Source organism: Nonomuraea sp. MTCD27, assembly GCF_041950495.1.
Lineage (GTDB): Bacteria > Actinomycetota > Actinomycetes > Streptosporangiales > Streptosporangiaceae > Nonomuraea.
In genome coordinates this window covers 549,378-565,254 of the sequence record NZ_JBGNUW010000005.1, presented here as the reverse complement: position 1 = coordinate 565,254, position 15,877 = coordinate 549,378, and the positions used below count along the sequence as shown (strand labels likewise).

Annotated in this window: 12 protein-coding genes; 8 read left to right on the top strand and 4 right to left on the bottom strand. The window is 70.8% G+C overall.

The window, feature by feature from the left end; genetic code table 11:
- Positions 1–7: 7 nt before the first annotated feature.
- The 5 genes from ACBJ59_RS18480 (at position 8) to gatB (ending at position 7,048) form a co-directional block, all read left to right on the top strand.
- Positions 8–2,074, top strand: coding sequence for a putative bifunctional diguanylate cyclase/phosphodiesterase (locus ACBJ59_RS18480; protein WP_375111426.1), 2,067 nt, complete (start codon positions 8–10; stop codon positions 2,072–2,074).
- Positions 2,075–2,157: 83 nt separating this feature from the next.
- Positions 2,158–3,597 (top strand): ATP-binding protein, encoded by a 1,440-nt coding sequence (locus tag ACBJ59_RS18475; protein WP_375111425.1) that lies wholly within the window; start codon positions 2,158–2,160, stop codon positions 3,595–3,597.
- 97 nt (positions 3,598–3,694) lie between these two features.
- Positions 3,695–3,994: an Asp-tRNA(Asn)/Glu-tRNA(Gln) amidotransferase subunit GatC gene (gene gatC / locus ACBJ59_RS18470; protein ID WP_364117850.1), complete on the top strand. Its 300-nt coding sequence runs from the start codon at positions 3,695–3,697 to the stop codon at positions 3,992–3,994.
- Positions 3,991–5,487 carry an Asp-tRNA(Asn)/Glu-tRNA(Gln) amidotransferase subunit GatA gene (gene gatA, locus ACBJ59_RS18465; protein WP_375111424.1) on the top strand — a complete coding sequence of 499 codons (1,497 nt, stop codon included), beginning with the start codon at positions 3,991–3,993 and terminating at the stop codon, positions 5,485–5,487. The genes gatC and gatA overlap by 4 nt, the downstream gene beginning before the upstream one ends.
- Before the next feature lie 55 nt (positions 5,488–5,542).
- Positions 5,543–7,048, top strand: coding sequence for an Asp-tRNA(Asn)/Glu-tRNA(Gln) amidotransferase subunit GatB (gene gatB / locus ACBJ59_RS18460; protein ID WP_375111423.1), 1,506 nt, complete (start codon positions 5,543–5,545; stop codon positions 7,046–7,048).
- A gap of 92 nt (positions 7,049–7,140) precedes the next feature.
- Here the strand turns inward: gatB and ACBJ59_RS18455 are convergent, their stop codons facing one another.
- Genes ACBJ59_RS18455 through ACBJ59_RS18445 form a run of 3 tightly spaced genes read right to left on the bottom strand, consistent with a single transcriptional unit; the run spans position 7,141 to position 10,104 of the window.
- The gene (locus tag ACBJ59_RS18455) at positions 7,141–8,652 is read right to left on the bottom strand and encodes a tripartite tricarboxylate transporter permease (protein ID WP_375111422.1); all 1,512 of its coding nucleotides are present in this window, start codon (positions 8,650–8,652) and stop codon (positions 7,141–7,143) included.
- A gap of 1 nt (position 8,653) precedes the next feature.
- Positions 8,654–9,139 carry a tripartite tricarboxylate transporter TctB family protein gene (locus tag ACBJ59_RS18450; RefSeq protein WP_375111421.1) on the bottom strand — a complete coding sequence of 162 codons (486 nt, stop codon included), beginning with the start codon at positions 9,137–9,139 and terminating at the stop codon, positions 8,654–8,656.
- Entirely contained in the window at positions 9,139–10,104 is a 966-nt protein-coding gene (locus ACBJ59_RS18445) for a tripartite tricarboxylate transporter substrate binding protein (protein ID WP_364117859.1), read from the bottom strand. Before ACBJ59_RS18445 ends, ACBJ59_RS18450 begins: the two co-directional genes overlap by 1 nt.
- 136 nt (positions 10,105–10,240) lie before the next feature.
- Between ACBJ59_RS18445 and ACBJ59_RS18440 the strand changes: the two genes are divergently transcribed.
- From ACBJ59_RS18440 to ACBJ59_RS18430, 3 genes are all read left to right on the top strand, one after another.
- A complete protein-coding gene (locus tag ACBJ59_RS18440; RefSeq protein ID WP_375111420.1) occupies positions 10,241–11,815 on the top strand; it encodes an ATP-binding protein in 1,575 nt (524 codons plus the stop codon).
- Positions 11,812–12,468: a response regulator gene (locus ACBJ59_RS18435; protein ID WP_375111419.1), complete on the top strand. Its 657-nt coding sequence runs from the start codon at positions 11,812–11,814 to the stop codon at positions 12,466–12,468. Before ACBJ59_RS18440 ends, ACBJ59_RS18435 begins: the two co-directional genes overlap by 4 nt.
- Positions 12,469–12,560: 92 nt before the next feature.
- Positions 12,561–14,567 carry a VanW family protein gene (locus ACBJ59_RS18430; RefSeq protein ID WP_375111418.1) on the top strand — a complete coding sequence of 669 codons (2,007 nt, stop codon included), beginning with the start codon at positions 12,561–12,563 and terminating at the stop codon, positions 14,565–14,567.
- A 211-nt stretch (positions 14,568–14,778) separates the two neighbouring features.
- Here the strand turns inward: ACBJ59_RS18430 and ACBJ59_RS18425 are convergent, their stop codons facing one another.
- Positions 14,779–15,849 carry a PQQ-dependent sugar dehydrogenase gene (locus ACBJ59_RS18425; protein ID WP_375111417.1) on the bottom strand — a complete coding sequence of 357 codons (1,071 nt, stop codon included), beginning with the start codon at positions 15,847–15,849 and terminating at the stop codon, positions 14,779–14,781.
- Positions 15,850–15,877 lie beyond the last annotated feature (28 nt).

Below are 15,877 nucleotides of genomic sequence, written 5' to 3'. Positions count from 1 at the left end.
GTTACCGATGACTGACCCAACCGACACCCGCGACACTGGACCACGCGTCGGCACGCCACTGTGGGCGTTCCTCGCGGGCATCACCGTGATCGGCTTCACCGCCCTGGTGGTGGCCATGCTCAGGCTGGACCCGGCCGGTCTCGTCGAGCTCGCCCGCATGCCGTTGTTCTGGGTGCTCGGGGTGCTGGTGGTCCTGGGTGAGCTGCGGCCCGTGATGGTGTCGTCCGCGACGGCCGTGGGCGGCACATATCCGTCCACCATGTTCACCTTCGCCGTGCTGCTGCACTTCGGGCTGCCGGTGGCGGTGCTGATGCAGGCCGTCGCCGTGGCCATGAACGGCGTGGTGACGCGCAAGGCGTGGCACCGGGTCATGTTCAACATCGCCCAGTCCACCCTGGCGCTGACCGCGGCGGCCGTGGTGCTGGGGACGTTCGGGATCGTTCCGAGCCCGGCCGCGCCCTGGGTGCCGAGCGGGGCCGACCTGCTGGCGATCGCGCTGGCCGGGGTCGCCTACTTCGTCACCAGGGCCACCCTCGTCTCCGGCGCGGTCGCGCTGCACGAGCGGCGCTCGATCATGCGCGTGCTGAAGGCCACCGTGGGCCCGCAGGGTCTCGTCTACACCGGGCTGCTGGGCCTGGCCCCCCTGGTCGTCGTGGTCATGAACCACTCTCCCGGGCTCGTGCCCCTCTTCGTCGCCCCCCTGGCCGCCGTCTACTTCACCGCCACGCTCTCCATGCGCCGCGACCACCAGGCCCTGCACGACGAGCTGACCGGCCTGCCCAACCGCAAGATGCTCATCGTCAGCACCGAGGAGGCGCTGGCGGAGGTGCGCCAGGACGAGCGGGTCGGCCTGTTCCTGCTCGACCTCGACCGGTTCAAGGAGGTCAACGACACGATGGGCCATCCGGTGGGCGACCGGCTGCTGCAGATGGTGGCGCACCGGCTCACCCACTCCGTACGGCCCGGCGACGTCGTGGCCCGGCTCGGCGGCGACGAGTTCGCGGTGCTGCTGCCGTCCATCAGGGACGCCCACGCGGCCAGGGAGGTGGCGGCCCGGCTGCGGGCGGCGCTGACCGAGCCGGTGCGGCTGGAGGGCATGACCTTCGACCTCGACGGCTCCGTCGGGATAGCGCTCTATCCGGACCACGCCCCCGACTTCGAGCTGCTGCTGCAGCGCGCCGACGTGGCCATGTACCTGGCCAAGGAGGGCCGTACGGGCGTCGAGCTCTACCAGCCGGACAAGGATCGCAACTCCCCCGAACGCCTCACCCTGCTCGGCGACCTCCGCCGCGCCATCGACAACCGCGAGCTGCGCCTGCACTACCAGCCGAAGGTCGCCCTGGGCACCGGCGACGTGCAGGGGGTCGAGGCCCTGCTGCGCTGGCGGCATCCGGTGCACGGGCCGATCCCGCCGTCGGAGTTCGTGCCGCTGGCCGAGCAGTCGTACCTGATGCGGCAGCTCACGGCGTACGTGGTCGAGGAGGCCCTGGAGCAGGCGGCCGCCTGGTGGCACACCGGGCTGCGGGTGCAGATCTCGGTCAACATCTCCGCCCGCGACCTGCTCGCCTCGGCCCTGCCGGAGCAACTGGAAGTGGGACTGGCCCGGTACGGCCTGCCGCCCGCGGCCATCCAGCTGGAGGTCACCGAGCGCATCCTGACCGGCGACCAGGCCTACACCCAGGAGACCATCAAGGCCCTGGCCACGCTCGGCGTCCCCCTGGCGCTCGACGACTTCGGCACCGGCTACTCCTCGCTGATCCGGCTCCAGCGGCTGGCGGTGTCCGAGGTCAAGATCGACGCCTCGTTCGTCCGCCGGATCGCCGAGTCCGAGGACGACTACCGGATCGTCCGCTCGATCGTGGACCTGGTCCGCTCGCTCGGGCTGAGGTCGGTCGCGGAGGGCGTGGAGTCGGACGACGTGGCGATGCGGCTGGTGGAGATGGGCTGCGAGGTGGGCCAGGGCTGGCTGTTCGGCCGGCCGATGCCGGCCGCCGAGGCGGCGGTGTGGCTGCGCGAGCAGGCGGGGACGGCGGTCGAGTACGGCTACCAGCCCGAGGTCAGCAGCTCGGCCTGACCGACTGTCATTGATTGCAAGCAGAAGTATGGTTCTTAGAAGTACACTTCTCAGGAATCTACTTCTGTGCGCAGGGGATGCCGATGCTGCCGAAGCCCGGTGAGGTCTTCGCTCGCGACTTCGAATGGCAGCGGTTGGCCAGGTTCGCCGAGCGCTCCAGCATGCGTCCCAAGCTGGGTGTCGTCAGCGGGCGGCGCCGGCAGGGAAAGACCTTTCTGATGGTCTCGCTCGCCCAGCAGACGGGTGGCTTCTACTTCAGTGCGACGGAGGCCACGGAGACGGAATCGCTGCACCTGTTCGCCTCGGCCCTGGCCGAGCATGTCGGGGCATCGGCTCCGTTCAGCTTTCCGAGCTGGGATGTGGCGATCCAGCAGCTTTTCGCCACCAGCGCCGAGAGGCGAGAGCTCATGGTGATCGACGAGTTTCCCTACCTCAGCAAGGCCGCGCCGGCATTGCCGTCCATCATCCAGCGGGAGATCGACCGGGCGGTCTCGCGGAACTCGCCTGTGTCCCTGCTGTTGTGCGGGTCGGCGATGTCCGTCATGGGGCGGCTTCTGGCGGGTAACGCCCCGTTGCGTGGCCGGGCTGTGCTGGAGCTCGTGCTGCGTCCTTTCGACTTCCGCCTTGCCGCCCGCTACTGGGGCATAACTGATCGGCGATTGGCGGTGCAGGCCCATGCGATCGTGGGCGGCACCCCGGCGTATCTGCCCTTTGTGGAGGACGACGTGCCGAAGGGGCCCGATGACTTCGACGATTGGGTGCGGCGCACGGTCCTCGATCCCGGGACCCCTCTCTTCAGGGAGGCGCGCTATCTCCTCGGCGAAGAGGCGGAGATGCGAGACTCCGCGATGTATCACTCGGTGCTGGCGGCGGTGGCCGCGGGCAACCGCACGAGAGGTGCGATCTCCTCCTACGTCGGACGCAAGGCCACCGACATAGGCCACCATCTGAACGTGTTGGAGGACTGTTGCCTGCTGCGAAGGGAGCCCGACGCATTCCGCCCTTCCCGGTCGATCTACCGCATCTGCGAGCCGTTGGTCACTTTCTATGAGGTGATCATGCGGCCGCGCTGGGGCTTTCTGGAGAGCGGCCGTGCGGAAAACGTCTGGGCCGACTCCGGGGCCAGATTTCGCGATCAAGTGCTCGGTCCTCACTTCGAGGAGATGTGCCGCCAGTTCGTGATGCTGGAGCCGGACTACTTCGGCGGCCTCCCCGGAGAGGTGGGCTCGGGGATCGTCACGGACCCCGTACGCCGCGAGCAGATTGAAGTAGACGTCGTCGTCTTCGCGCCTGCCATGCCCGGCGAGCAGCGGCGGGTCCTCTCGCTGGGAGAGGTGAAGTGGGGCAAGGCCATGGGCTCCGGGCATGTGGCGCGGCTCAGGAGGGCCAGGGACCTGCTCGACGCCAAGGGGTACGACGTGCGCGACACCGTGCTCACCTGCTACAGCGGCGTGGGGTTCGACGCCTCACTGTCCGGGGAGCGGGACGTGCGGGCGGTGGGGCTGGACGAGCTCTACGGGTGAGGTGGCCCCAGGGGCTTAATGGTTCGGGGCTGCTCGGTCAAGGCCCCTAGGATGGCAGTGTCCAAAGACTCCATCCACGAAACGGGTTCAACGACTCATGTCCGCCATAACCCGCGACGAGGTCGCACACCTGGCCCGGTTGTCCAGGCTGGCGCTCACCGGCGACGAGCTCGATCACTACGCCACCCAACTCGATGCCATCATCGAGGCGGTCGCGAAGGTGGCCGAGGTCGCCGCCGAGGACGTGCCGCCTTCGTCGCACGCGCTTCCGCTGACCAATGTCTTCCGTGCCGACGAGGTGCGACAGTCCCTGACGCCTGACCAGGCGCTCTCCGGCGCTCCCGCCGTCGAGGACGACCGATTCCGGGTGCCGCGCATCCTCGGGGAGGAGGCATGAGTTTGATCCGCAAGACCGCCGCCGAGCTGGGTTCGATGATCGCCGGTGGCGAGGTGTCGGCCGTCGAGGTGGCCGAGGCGCATCTCGACCGCATGGCCGAGGTCGAGCCCAAGGTCAAGGCCTTCCTGCACGTCGATCGCGAGACGACGCTGGAGCAGGCACGCGCCGTGGACGCCAGGCTCAGGGCCGGTGAGCGGCTCGGCCCGCTGGCCGGGGTGCCGATCGCGCACAAGGACATCTTCGCCACGCGCGACATGCCCACGACCGCCGCCTCCAAGATCCTCGAGGGCTGGCGGCCTCCTTACGACGCGACCGTCACCGCGCGCCTGCGCGAGGCCGGCCTGGTCATCCTGGGCAAGACGAACCTCGACGAGTTCGCCATGGGCTCCTCCACGGAAAACTCCGCCTACCACGCGACCCGCAACCCCTGGGACCTGACGAAGGTGCCCGGAGGCTCGTCGGGCGGTTCGAGCGCCGCCGTGGCCGCCTACGAGGCGCCGCTGTCCACGGGCACCGACACGGGCGGCTCCATCCGGCAGCCCGCCTCGGTCACCGGGATCGTGGGGATGAAGCCGACCTATGGCGGTTCGTCCCGCTACGGGCTGATCGCGTTCGCGAGCTCGCTCGACACGCCGGGCCCGTTCGCGCGCAACGTGCTCGACGCGGCGCTGCTGCACGAGGCGTTCTCCGGCTACGACCCGATGGACTCCACCTCGGTCGACGCGCCCGTGCCCTCGGTGGTCGAGGCGGCGAAGAACGCCGACATCGCCGGCATGCGGATCGGCGTCGTCAAGGAGTTCGCCGGCGAGGGCTACCAGGCCGGCGTGCTGGCCCGCTACCACGAGGCCGTCCAGCTCCTGGAGTCGCTCGGGGCCAAGGTCGTCGAGGTCTCCTGCCCGTCGTTCCTGACCGCGCTGCCCGCCTACTACCTGATCGCCCCCTCGGAGTGCTCCTCCAACCTGGCGCGCTTCGACGCCATGCGCTACGGCCTGCGCGTGGGCGACGACGGCACCCGCAGCGCCGAGGAGGTCATGGCGCTGACCCGGGCCGCCGGGTTCGGTCCCGAGGTCAAGCGGCGCATCATGCTGGGCACGTACGCGCTGTCGAGCGGCTACTACGACGCCTACTACGGCCAGGCACAGAAGGTCCGCACGGTCATCTCCCGCGAGTTCGAGGCCGCCTACCAGCAGGTGGACGTGCTGGTGTCGCCGACCACGCCGACCACGGCGTTCTCGCTCGGCGAGCGCACGGACGACCCGATCGCGATGTACCTCGCCGACCTGTGCACGATCCCGTCCAACCTGGCGGGCAACGCGGCCATGTCCGTTCCGTGCGGCCTGGCCGACGAGGACGGCCTGCCGGTGGGCCTGCAGATCATGGCCCCGGTCCTGGCCGACGACCGCTGCTACCGCGTCGGCGCGGCCGTGGAGCAGGCCCTGGAGAGCCGCTGGGGCGGCGGGCTGCTGGCCAAGGCGCCGGAGCTGCAGGGGTAAGAGGGGACTGCGGCGTGCTCACGCAAACGCAACGATCTGAACTAAGGACCTCACCATGACTGCCGGTACGCTCATGCCGTACGACGAAGCGCTCGACCGGTTCGAGCCGGTGCTCGGCCTGGAGACGCATGTCGAGCTGGGCACCAAGTCGAAGATGTTCTGCGGCTGCAAGACGACCTTCGGCGCCCCGCCCAACACGCAGGTCTGCCCGACCTGCCTGGCGTTCCCCGGGGCGCTGCCGGTGGCCAACGCCGCGGCCATCGAGTCGACGATCCGCATCGGCCTGGCGCTGAACTGCTCGATCGCCGAGTGGTGCCGCTTCGCCCGGAAAAACTACTTCTATCCGGACATGCCGAAGAACTACCAGATCTCGCAGTACGACGAGCCGCTCTGCTTCGACGGCTACGTCGACGTCGAGGTCGAGGGCGAGACCGTGCGGATCGAGATCGAGCGGGTGCACCTGGAGGAGGACACCGGCAAGTCCACGCACGTGGGTGGCGCGACCGGGCGCATCCACGGGGCCGACTACTCGATCGTCGACTACAACCGGGCCGGCATCCCGCTGGTCGAGATCGTGACCAAGCCCATCCCGGGCACCGACCGGCTCGCGCCGGAGGTGGCCAAGGCCTACGTCACCGAGCTGCGGGAGATCATGCGCTCGCTCGGCGTCTCCGACGTGCGGATGGAGGAGGGCTCGCTGCGGTGTGACGTCAACGTCTCGCTGATGCCGCGCGGCTCGTCCGAGTGGGGCACCCGTACGGAGACGAAGAACGTCAACTCCCTGCGCAGCGTCGAGCGCGCCGTGCGGAGCGAGATCGAGCGGCAGGCGGGCCTCCTCGCCGCGGGCGGGAAGATCGTCCAGGAGACCCGCCACTTCCACGAGGACACCGGCACCACCACGTCCGGCCGGTCCAAGGAGGAGGCGCAGGACTACCGCTACTTCCCCGAGCCCGACCTGGTGCCGATCGCGCCCGACACGGCGTGGGTGGCCGAGCTGAAGGCGGCCCTGCCCGAGCTGCCGTCGGTCAAGCGCAAGCGGCTGCAGGCCGAGTGGGGGCTGTCCGACCTGGACATGCAGGCCATGCACAACGCCGACGCGATCGACCTGGTCGAGGCCACGGTCGCGGCCGGCGCGCCGGCGGCCGACGCGCGCAAGTGGTGGATGGGCGAGCTGGCCCGGCGGGCCAACGAGACCGGCACGCCGCTGGCCGACCTGCCCATCACCCCGGAGCAGATCGCCAGGGTGACCGAGCTGGTGGCCTCGGGCGCGCTCAACGACAAGCTGGCGCGCGAGGTGCTCGAAGGCGTGCTGGCCGGTGAGGGCACGCCCGACGAGGTGGTCGAGCGGCGCGGGCTGCAGATCGTCAACGACGAGGGCGAGCTGTCGGCGATCATCGACCAGGTGCTGGCCGACAACGCCGACGCGGCCGAGAAGGTGCGGTCTGGGAAGATCGCCGCCGCCGGTGCGCTGGTGGGCGGGGTCATGCGGGCCAGCAAGGGCAAGGCCGACGCGGGCCGCGCCCGGCAGCTCATCCTGGAGAAGCTGGGCGTCTCCGAGTAGGCAGGCCGTCCGGTGGGCCCCGCCGATTCGGACAAATCGGCGGGGCCAGTCAGCCAAGAACCGCTTATCGGGGTTCCCGGCCGGAGCCGCGGTTACTCCTCACGTGAGGGTGCGAGTCCCCGGCGGGCCAGGAGCTTCCTGAACAGGGGCGTGAGCAGCGCCAGGGCCGCCAGCACCAGCAGCACGGCCGCGATCGGGCTGCGTACGAGCACGCTGACGTCGCCCGCGCCGATGGCCAGCGCCCGGCGGAGCTGGATCTCGGCCATCGGGCCCAGGATCATGCCGATCACCGCGGGGGCGACGGGCAGGCCGAAGCGCCGCATGGCGTAGCCGAGCAGGCCCAGCACGTACAGGACGAAGAGGTCCACCACGGTGCCGTTCAGCGCGTAGACGCCGAGGGCGGCGAACAGGACGATCCCGGCGTAGAGGTACGGGCGGGGGATGTGCAGGATCCGGGCCCAGAGCGGGGCCAGGGGCAGGTTCAGCACCAGCAGCATCACGTTGCCGATGAACAGCGAGGCGATCATGCCCCAGACCAGCGCCGGGTTGTGGTCGAAGAGCTGGGGGCCGGGCTGCAGACCGTACTGCTGGAAGGCGGCCAGCAGGATCGCGGCCGTGGCGGACGTGGGCAGGCCCAGCGTGAGCAGCGGGACCAGGGTGCCGGCCGCCGAGGCGTTGTTGGCCGCCTCCGGGCCGGCGACGCCCTCGATGGCGCCCTTGCCGAACTCCTCGCGGGCCACGCCGCGCGCCAGGCGCTTCTCGGCCGCGTACGACAGGAACGTGGGGATCTCCGCCCCGCCGCCCGGCAGCGCGCCGAACGGGAAGCCGAGCGCGGTGCCGCGCAGCCACGGGAGCCAGGAGCGCCCCCAGTCGGCCCGGCCCATCCACGCCCGCCCCACCGGGATCACCTCGGGCGGTACGTGACGCAGCCGGGAGGCCACGTACAGGGCCTCGCCGAGGGCGAACAGGCCGACCGCCACGATCACCACGTCGATGCCGTCGAGCAACTGCGGGATCCCGAGCGTCAGGCGGGCCTGGCCGGTCTGCTGGTCGATGCCGACCAGGCCGATCGCCAGGCCGAGGCCGAGCGAGGCCAGGCCGCGCACGATCGAGCGGGACAGCACCGAGGACACGGCCGTGAACGCCAGGACGGCCAGGGCGAAGTAGTCCTCGGGACCGAACGAGATCGCGAAGCTGACCACCGCCGGCGCGGCCACGACCAGCAGCGCCGTGGCGATGGTGCCGGCCACGAACGAGCCGATGGCCGCCGTGGCCAGCGCCTGGGCGGCCCGGCCGCGCCTGGCCATCTTGTTGCCCTCCAGCGCCGTGATCATCGACGCCGACTCGCCGGGCGTGTTGAGCAGGATGGAGGTGGTGGAGCCGCCGTACATGCCGCCGTAGTAGATCCCGGCGAACATGATGAACGCGCTGGCCGACGGCACCGTGAACGTGATCGGCAGCAGCAGCGCCACGGTCATCGCCGGACCGATGCCGGGCAGCACGCCGACGAGGGTGCCGAGCGTGACGCCGATGAGCGCGTACAGGAGGTTGACCGGGGTGAGCGCGGCGGCGAACCCGTCGAGCAGGAGCTGGAACGACGTCACCTCAGATCACCCCCTCCAGCGGCCCGCCCGGCAGCGTCACGCCGAGGCCCTTGACGAACAGCAGGTACGTCGCCACCCCCATGACCACCGCGATCCCCGCCGCGCGCAGCTTGTGCTCGGCGCCCAGGGCCACGGACAGGCCGAAGAACAGCAGGCTCGCGCCGATGATCCAGCCGAGCACGTTCAGCAGGGCCGCGAACGCCAGGAAGATGCCGCTGACCAGGCCGACGCTGCGCCAGTCCGTGGGCGCGGCGGCGTCCACGTCCTCGCTCTCCTCGGGGTCGCCGTGCCCGCCGCGTACGACGTCGGCGACGTAGAACAGGCCGATGAGCACCATGGCGCCGCCCACCAGCATGGGGAAGAACCGCGGCCCGATGCCGAGCTGGGAGGCCGCCGCGGAGACGTCGAGCGTCCCGACCACGACGAGCACGCCCAGCGCCAGCACGACGACCGCCAGCCCGAGCTCGGGCCGCCACCACCGAGTCATCAGGAGACGAGCCCCATCTCGGCGATGATCCCCTTGACCCGGGTCTGCTCGGAGTTGAGGTAGTCGGCGAACTGCTGGCCGGTCTGGAAGGAGTCGATCCAGCCGTTCTTGGCCACCGCGTCCTTCCACGGCTGCGAGTCGTGCATCTTGGTGACCAGGTCGGTCAGGGCCTTCTTGTCGGCGTCGGAGATCCCGCCGGGGGCGACGAAGCCGCGCCAGTTGGCCAGCTCGACGGCCAGTCCGGCCTCCTTCAACGTGGGCGCGTCCAGGTCGGGCAGCCGCTCGCCGGAGCTCACGCCCAGGGCGCGCAGCTTGCCCGACTTCACGTGCTCCGCGAACTCGCCCACGCCCGAGATGCCCGCGCTGACCTTGTTGCCGAGCAGCTCGTTCAGCGCCTCGCCGCCGCCGGAGTGGGCGATGTAGTTGACCTGCTTGGGGTCCACACCCGCGGCCTTGGCCATCAGGCCGGCCACGATGTGGTCGGTGCCGCCCGCCGAGCCGCCCGAGATGGAGACCTTCGCCGGGTCGGCCTTCCAGGCCGCGACCAGGTCGGCCAGCGACTTGTACGGGGAGGCGGCCGGGACCACGACGATCTCGTACTCCTCGGTCAGCTTGGCGATGGGCGTGGTCTCGGCCAGCGTGACCTTCGACTTGTTCTGCTCGATGGCGCCCACCATGACCAGGCCCATGGTCATCAGCAGGTTGCCGTTGCCCTTCTCGCCGGCGAGCTGGGCCAGGCCGATCGTGCCGCCGGCGCCGGGTACGTTGAACACCTCGACCTTGCGCTTCGGGTCGGCCGCCTTGAACGCCTGCTCGGCCGTACGGGAGGTCTGGTCCCAGCCGCCACCGGGCGCGGCCGGGGCCATGATGCGCAACGAGGCGTTGGCGGAGGTGCCCGACTCGCCGCAACCCGTCAGCGCGCCGAGGGAGAGTGCCGCGAGGGCGGCGAATACGCGCAAGCGCATGATCACTCCAAGGGGGGATTTCACGTCTATGGAACTGGCATGGTGAAGTTCCTTCCCCGCGGCGTCGAGGCTTTGCGCGGTTGCCGTCGTAGTGGTCGTATTGGTCGCGACCTGGACGTGACCTCCGTTTGTTTCCATGTGCAGGGTGAGACGGGTTCGTGACGCCTCCCTCGGGACCCAGCTGTTCGTGCTCCAGATGGTGATCGTGCTGCTCGCCGTGGGGGGCACCGGAGGCGTGTGGGCCGAGCACACGCGCGACCAGCTCGACTCGCTGCACCAGCAGCGGGCCCTGGCGATCGCCCAGTCGGTGGCCGGGCTGCCGCAGGTCCGCGAGGCGTTCGAGCTGGAGCATCCCGAGACGGTGCTGCAGCCGCTGGCCATGAGCGTCCAGCAGGAGACCGGCGCCGACTACGTCGTGATCGCCAACATCGACCAGAAGCGCTACGCCCACCCCAACGCCTCGCTGATCGGCAAGCAGCTGTCCACCGACGGCACCACGGTCCTGCGTACGGGCCGGAGCTGGGTCGGCACGGAGACCGGCACGATCGGCACCACGGTCCGCGGCAAGACGCCCATCCGCGACGAATACGGCACCGTCATCGGCCTCGTCTCCGTCGGCGTGCTGGAGACCACGGTCATCGGCCAGGTCTCCCGGGCCCTGCCGCCGCTCGTCTGGACCGCGCTGGCGGTGCTTCTCGCGGGGCTCGCGCTGGCCGCGCTGATCACCGCACGCGTGCGCAAGCAGACGTTCGGCCTGGAGCCGCGCGAGATCGCCGCGCTGCTGGAGCAGCGCGAGGGCGTGCTGCACGGCGTCAAGGAGGGCGTGCTCGCGCTCGACCTGGCCGGGCGGGTGACCCTGGTCAACGACGCCGCCCGCGAGCTGCTCGGCGAGGTCGGCGAGGACCTCACCCAGATGCCGGTCTCCGAGCGCATGCGCGACGTGCTCAGCGGCGCCGACCCGGGCGAGGACCGCGTGGTGCTGCACGGCGATCGCGTGCTGGTGCTCAACCGCACCCAGGTCTGGGTACGCGGGCGCCACCGCGGCTGGGTGGTCACCCTGCGCGACCGTACGGAGCTGGTCCGGCTGGCCCGCGAGCTCGACGACAGCAGCAGCGCCACCGAGGCGTTGCGGGCGCAGGCGCACGAGTTCGCCAACCGCATGCACACCGTCGTCGGCCTGCTGGAGCTGGGCGAGCACGATGCGGCCATCTCCTTCATCACCCGCACCACCGGCGGCGCGTACGCCACCGACCTGCCCGAACGCATCCAGGACCCCACCCTCGCCGCGCTGCTCCTGGCCAAGTCCGCCGAGGCGGCCGAGCGCGGGGCCACGCTCGTGCTGTCGGAGGACTCCTCGGTGCCCTCGGGCCTGCTCGGCGACCCGAGGGACGCGGTCCTGGTGGTCGGCAACCTGGTCGCCAACGCCATCGACGCCCTCGACGGGGCCGCGGGCACGATCGAGGTGTCGGTGCGGGCCGACGACGGCGGGCTGCACGTACGGGTCGGCGACTCCGGCCCCGGCATCGCGCCCGACCTGGTGGAGGAGGTCTTCAGGGAGGGGTTCACCACCAAGGCCGCGCACTCGGGGCCGCGCGGGCTGGGCCTGGCGCTGACCAGGCAGGCGTGCCTGCGCAGGGGCGGCTGGGTACGCGTACGGAACTCGGGCGGCGCCGTCTTCACCGCCCTGCTCCCGGTCAGGGGGCACCCGTGATCCAGGTGCTGGTGGTCGACGACGACTTCATGGTCGCCCGCATCCACAGCGGCTACGTGAGCCGCGTGCCCGGGTTCAGCGTCGTCTCCGTCGCGCACAGCGCGGCCGACGCGCTGGCCGCGGTCACCGAGCTCCGGCCCGACCTCGTGCTGCTCGACATCTACCTGCCCGACATGTCCGGCCTGGAGGTGCTCAAGTCGCTCCACGACGTGGACGTCATCATGATCAGTGCCGCCCGCGACGTGCCCACCGTCAGGGAGGCCATGCGCGGCGGCGCGGTCAACTACCTCATCAAGCCGTTCACCGCCGCCGCGCTGACCGAACGCCTCCAGCAGTACGCCGACACCCGCAAGCGCCTGACCGCCATCGGCCCCGAGGCCCGCCAGGACGACGTGGACCGGCTCTTCGGCACCTTCATGACCGCCGCCCCCATGCCGAAAGGGTTGTCCTCGGCCACGTGCGCGCTGGTCGCCGATACCCTGCGGGAGGCGGGCCGCGACCTGTCAGCCGCCGAGGCCGCCCAGCTCACGGGCCTGTCGCGGGTGAGCGCCCGCCGCTATCTCGAATACCTGTGCGCGGCCGGGCAGGCCGAGCTCCGGCCGCGTTACGGCACGGCCGGCCGACCGGAACATCGCTACCGGTGGCTAGGTTGACACACTTCCGTAGTCATTTTCCGTGACATATGCGGATCCCCGTGCCTTACTGTTGCCTGAGACTTGGCTGCGGACCGGGAGGAGATTGAGGCGTGCGAAACGCCGGACCGATCGAGTCACCGACCGACCCGTTCGCCTCGGTGCCGTTACCCACGTCGGGTGTCTCCAAGAAGCCGCGGATCGAAGGGCTGCCTCCAGGTGTCTCCCGGGACATCTTCGGCCCGCCGGACCGGCAGGAGTCCCGGGGGAGCCAGGGCCCGAGCAACCAGGGCGGTTCGTCGGGCAAGGGCGCGCTGCCGCCGGTGGCCGCGCCCGCACAGCCCTGGCCGATGGCCGGCAAGGAGCCGCCGATCCCGCCCGCTCCCGTGTTCGGCGGGGGCGGCTCGCCGGAGCGGCCCTCCTCGTACGAGCCCGAGTCGCCCCGGCGCCGGCGCTTGCTGCCCGGCCTGATCGTGTTCGTGCTGCTGCTGGCGGCCCTGGCGTACGTGATCCCGGCCGTGCTCATGTCGGGATCGGTCTTACGCGGCACGCGCGTCTCCGGTGTGGACATCGGCGGGCTGACCGTGACGCAGGCGGCCGACAAGCTGCGCGGCGAGCTGGCCACCAAGCTCAGCAAGCCCGTCGTGGTGGACATCGGCGGCAAGAAGGAGACCATCCAGGCCGACGAGGCCGGGCTCGAACTCGACGTGGTCGGCACGATCGGGCAGGCGCCCAGCGGCTTCCCCAGCCCGGAGGAGGTGTGGCGCGGCCTGACCGGCACCACCGAGCTCCAGCCGAAGACCACCGTCGACTCCTCCCAGCTCACCAGGACCGTCGAGGGCATGGCCGAGGCCGCCGACAAGCGCGCGCACGAGGGCCGGGTGACCTTCATCGGGCTGCAGCCCAGGGCCCGGCAGCCCGAGGACGGCGTGCTGCTCGACAGGGACGACGCCGTACGCAGGATCAGCGCCGCGTTCCTCGGCGGGGGCGGCACGGTCGTCCTCACCCTCAGGCCCGCCAAGCCCGCCACCACCCCCGAGGCCGTCGAGGCCGCGCTGACCAAGGCGAGGGCCGCGGTCTCCGCCCCCCTGACGCTGACCCTCGGCGCCAAGCAGGCGCAGATCTCCCCGGCCATGATCGCCGCGAACCTGACGTACATCGCCGACGGCGACGGCGGCCTCGTGCCCCAGTTCAACGCCAAGGCGGTGCTGGAGGTCGTGGAGAGCAGCCTGGTGGACGCCGCGCAGCAGCCGCGCGACGCCACGTACGAGATCGTGGACGGCAAGCCGGTCCTCGTGCCCGCCCGCGCGGGGCGGGGGGTCAACGACAAGCTGCTGGCCAGGGATGCCGAGAAGGTGTTCGACCAGGGCGGGAGCCGTACGATCCCGGTCCGGCTGGGCACGGTCGCGCCCCTCGTGGAGACCTCGGAGATCCAGGGGCTCGGCATCAAGGAGCTCGTCAGCACGTTCACCACGAACTTCGACTGCTGCCAGCCCCGGGTGAAGAACATCCAGCGGATGGCGCAGGAGCTCGACGGCCATGTGGTGAAGGCGGGGGAGACGTTCTCGCTCAACGACGTCGTGGGCGAGCGGACGGCCGAGGACGGGTACGTCGAGGCGGGGCAGATCGTCGGCGGGCGGATGGTGAACATCATCGGCGGCGGGGCCTCGCAGTTCGCCACCACCATGTACAACGCGGCGTTCTTCGGCGGGTTCGAGGACGTGGCGCACCAGCCGATGGACTATTACGCGCCGCGTTATCCGGCCGGGCGCGATGCGGCGCTGCTGTATCCGGACCTGGACCTGAAGTGGCGTAACGACTCCGAGAGCGGTGTGCTGATCAAGACCGCCTTCACCGAGACGTCGGTGACGGTGACGTTGTGGAGCACGAAGCGGTACGACGAGATCACGGTCGTGGAGTCGGAGCGCCGGAACTTCACGCCGTTCCGGCGGGAGAGCAGCTCTGCGGCTGACTGCCTGCCTACGGTGGGGGAGCAGGGGTTCACGATCGATGTGACCCGGGTCTTCCACCAGGACGGCAAGGTGGTCAAGAAGGACAAGAAGCTGACCACCAAGTACCGCCCCCAGGCCCAGATGACCTGCACCGCCGTAACCCGCTGAGGTCCTTCGGGGTTTCGGCGCTGTGGGGCGCAGGGTCTCTCAGGGGTGCGACGCCGTGGGGCGCCGGGGTTCCTCGGGGGTGGGGTGTGGTGTGGCGCTGCAGCGCGACTCCGGCGCGTCAACGCACGACTCCACCCGAAGGACCTCAGCTCGCTACGGCGGCGTAGCGGGTTGAGGTCATTCGTCGCGCTGTAGGGCTTCGGGGATCGGGTCAGGACGGGGGGACCGAGAGGATGCGGTCGTCGCCGGGGCGGGGGGAGCCGCGGCCGTCCTTGTTGCTGGTGCCGACCCACAGGGTGCCGTCAGGGGACGCCGTGACCGCGCGCAGGCGGCCGTAGCGGTCGGTGAAGTGGGCCGCGGGGGTGCCGGCCGAGCCGTCCTCCCCGAGGGGGATCTGCCACAGCCGGGCCCCGCGCAGCGCGCCCACCCACAGCGAGCCGCTCGCGTACGCCATCCCCGACGGCGACGCCTCGCCGGTGGGCCAGGTGAGGATCGGGTTGACGAAGCGCCGGTCGTCGCCGCGCCCCTCGACCTCCGGCCAGCCGTAGTTGGCCCCTGGCCTGATCAGGTTGACCTCGTCGTAGGCGTTGGCGCCGAACTCCGAGGCGTACAGGCGGCCGGAGCCGTCCCAGGCCAGGCCCTGGACGTTGCGGTGGCCGTAGCTGTAGACGAGGGTGCCGAACGGGTTGCCGGGCGCTGGGGCGCCGTCCACGGTCATGCGGAGGATCTTGCCCCCGAGCGAGTCCCGCTGCTGGGCCAGGTCGCGGTCGCCGGTCTCGCCGGTGGTGGCGTACAGGTAGCCGTCGGGGCCGAACTCGAGCCGGCCGCCGTTGTGGATGCCGCCCTTCGGGATGCCCCGCACGAGGAGTCGCTCGTCGGAAAGGCTGTCGCCGGACAGGCGGTAGCGGACGATCCGGTTGTCCTGTTCGGCGGTGTAGTAAAGGAATATTTGCCCGTCCTTGGCCGCCACGCCCATCAGGCCGCCCTCGCCGTCCGGCCGCGCCCCCTCGATCGTCGCCAGTTCCGTCACCCTGCCTGCCGGGCTCACCCGCAGCAGCCGGGCCGAGTCCCGCTCGGTCACGAGCGCGTCGCCCCCGGGCAGGAACGCGATCGCCCACGGCACGGACAGCCCGGTCGCCACGTCCTTCGGATCGCCGGGGGCGGCGCCGGCGGTCACGGCGGCCGTGGGGAGCACCTCACCGCCGCTGGAGCCGCCGCCGAAGCCGCCGCCGGAACAGGCCGTGAGGGTGGTCAGAAGCATGATCGTCAGGAGCTTCTTCATGTGTTCCATACTTCCCCTGGAGTCGTAA

What these genes read in the sequence shown, in the direction of transcription:
- ACBJ59_RS18480 (WP_375111426.1), top strand. Translation starts at nt 8, where the DNA reads ATGACTGACCCAACCGACACCCGCGACACTGGACCACGCGTCGGCACG.
- ACBJ59_RS18475 (WP_375111425.1), top strand. Translation starts at nt 2,158, where the DNA reads ATGCTGCCGAAGCCCGGTGAGGTCTTCGCTCGCGACTTCGAATGGCAG.
- gatC (WP_364117850.1), top strand. Translation starts at nt 3,695, where the DNA reads ATGTCCGCCATAACCCGCGACGAGGTCGCACACCTGGCCCGGTTGTCC.
- gatA (WP_375111424.1), top strand. Translation starts at nt 3,991, where the DNA reads ATGAGTTTGATCCGCAAGACCGCCGCCGAGCTGGGTTCGATGATCGCC.
- gatB (WP_375111423.1), top strand. Translation starts at nt 5,543, where the DNA reads ATGACTGCCGGTACGCTCATGCCGTACGACGAAGCGCTCGACCGGTTC.
- ACBJ59_RS18450 (WP_375111421.1), bottom strand. Translation starts at nt 9,139, where the DNA reads ATGACTCGGTGGTGGCGGCCCGAGCTCGGGCTGGCGGTCGTCGTGCTG.
- ACBJ59_RS18445 (WP_364117859.1), bottom strand. Translation starts at nt 10,104, where the DNA reads ATGCGCTTGCGCGTATTCGCCGCCCTCGCGGCACTCTCCCTCGGCGCG.
- ACBJ59_RS18440 (WP_375111420.1), top strand. Translation starts at nt 10,241, where the DNA reads ATGTGCAGGGTGAGACGGGTTCGTGACGCCTCCCTCGGGACCCAGCTG.
- ACBJ59_RS18425 (WP_375111417.1), bottom strand. Translation starts at nt 15,849, where the DNA reads ATGAAGAAGCTCCTGACGATCATGCTTCTGACCACCCTCACGGCCTGT.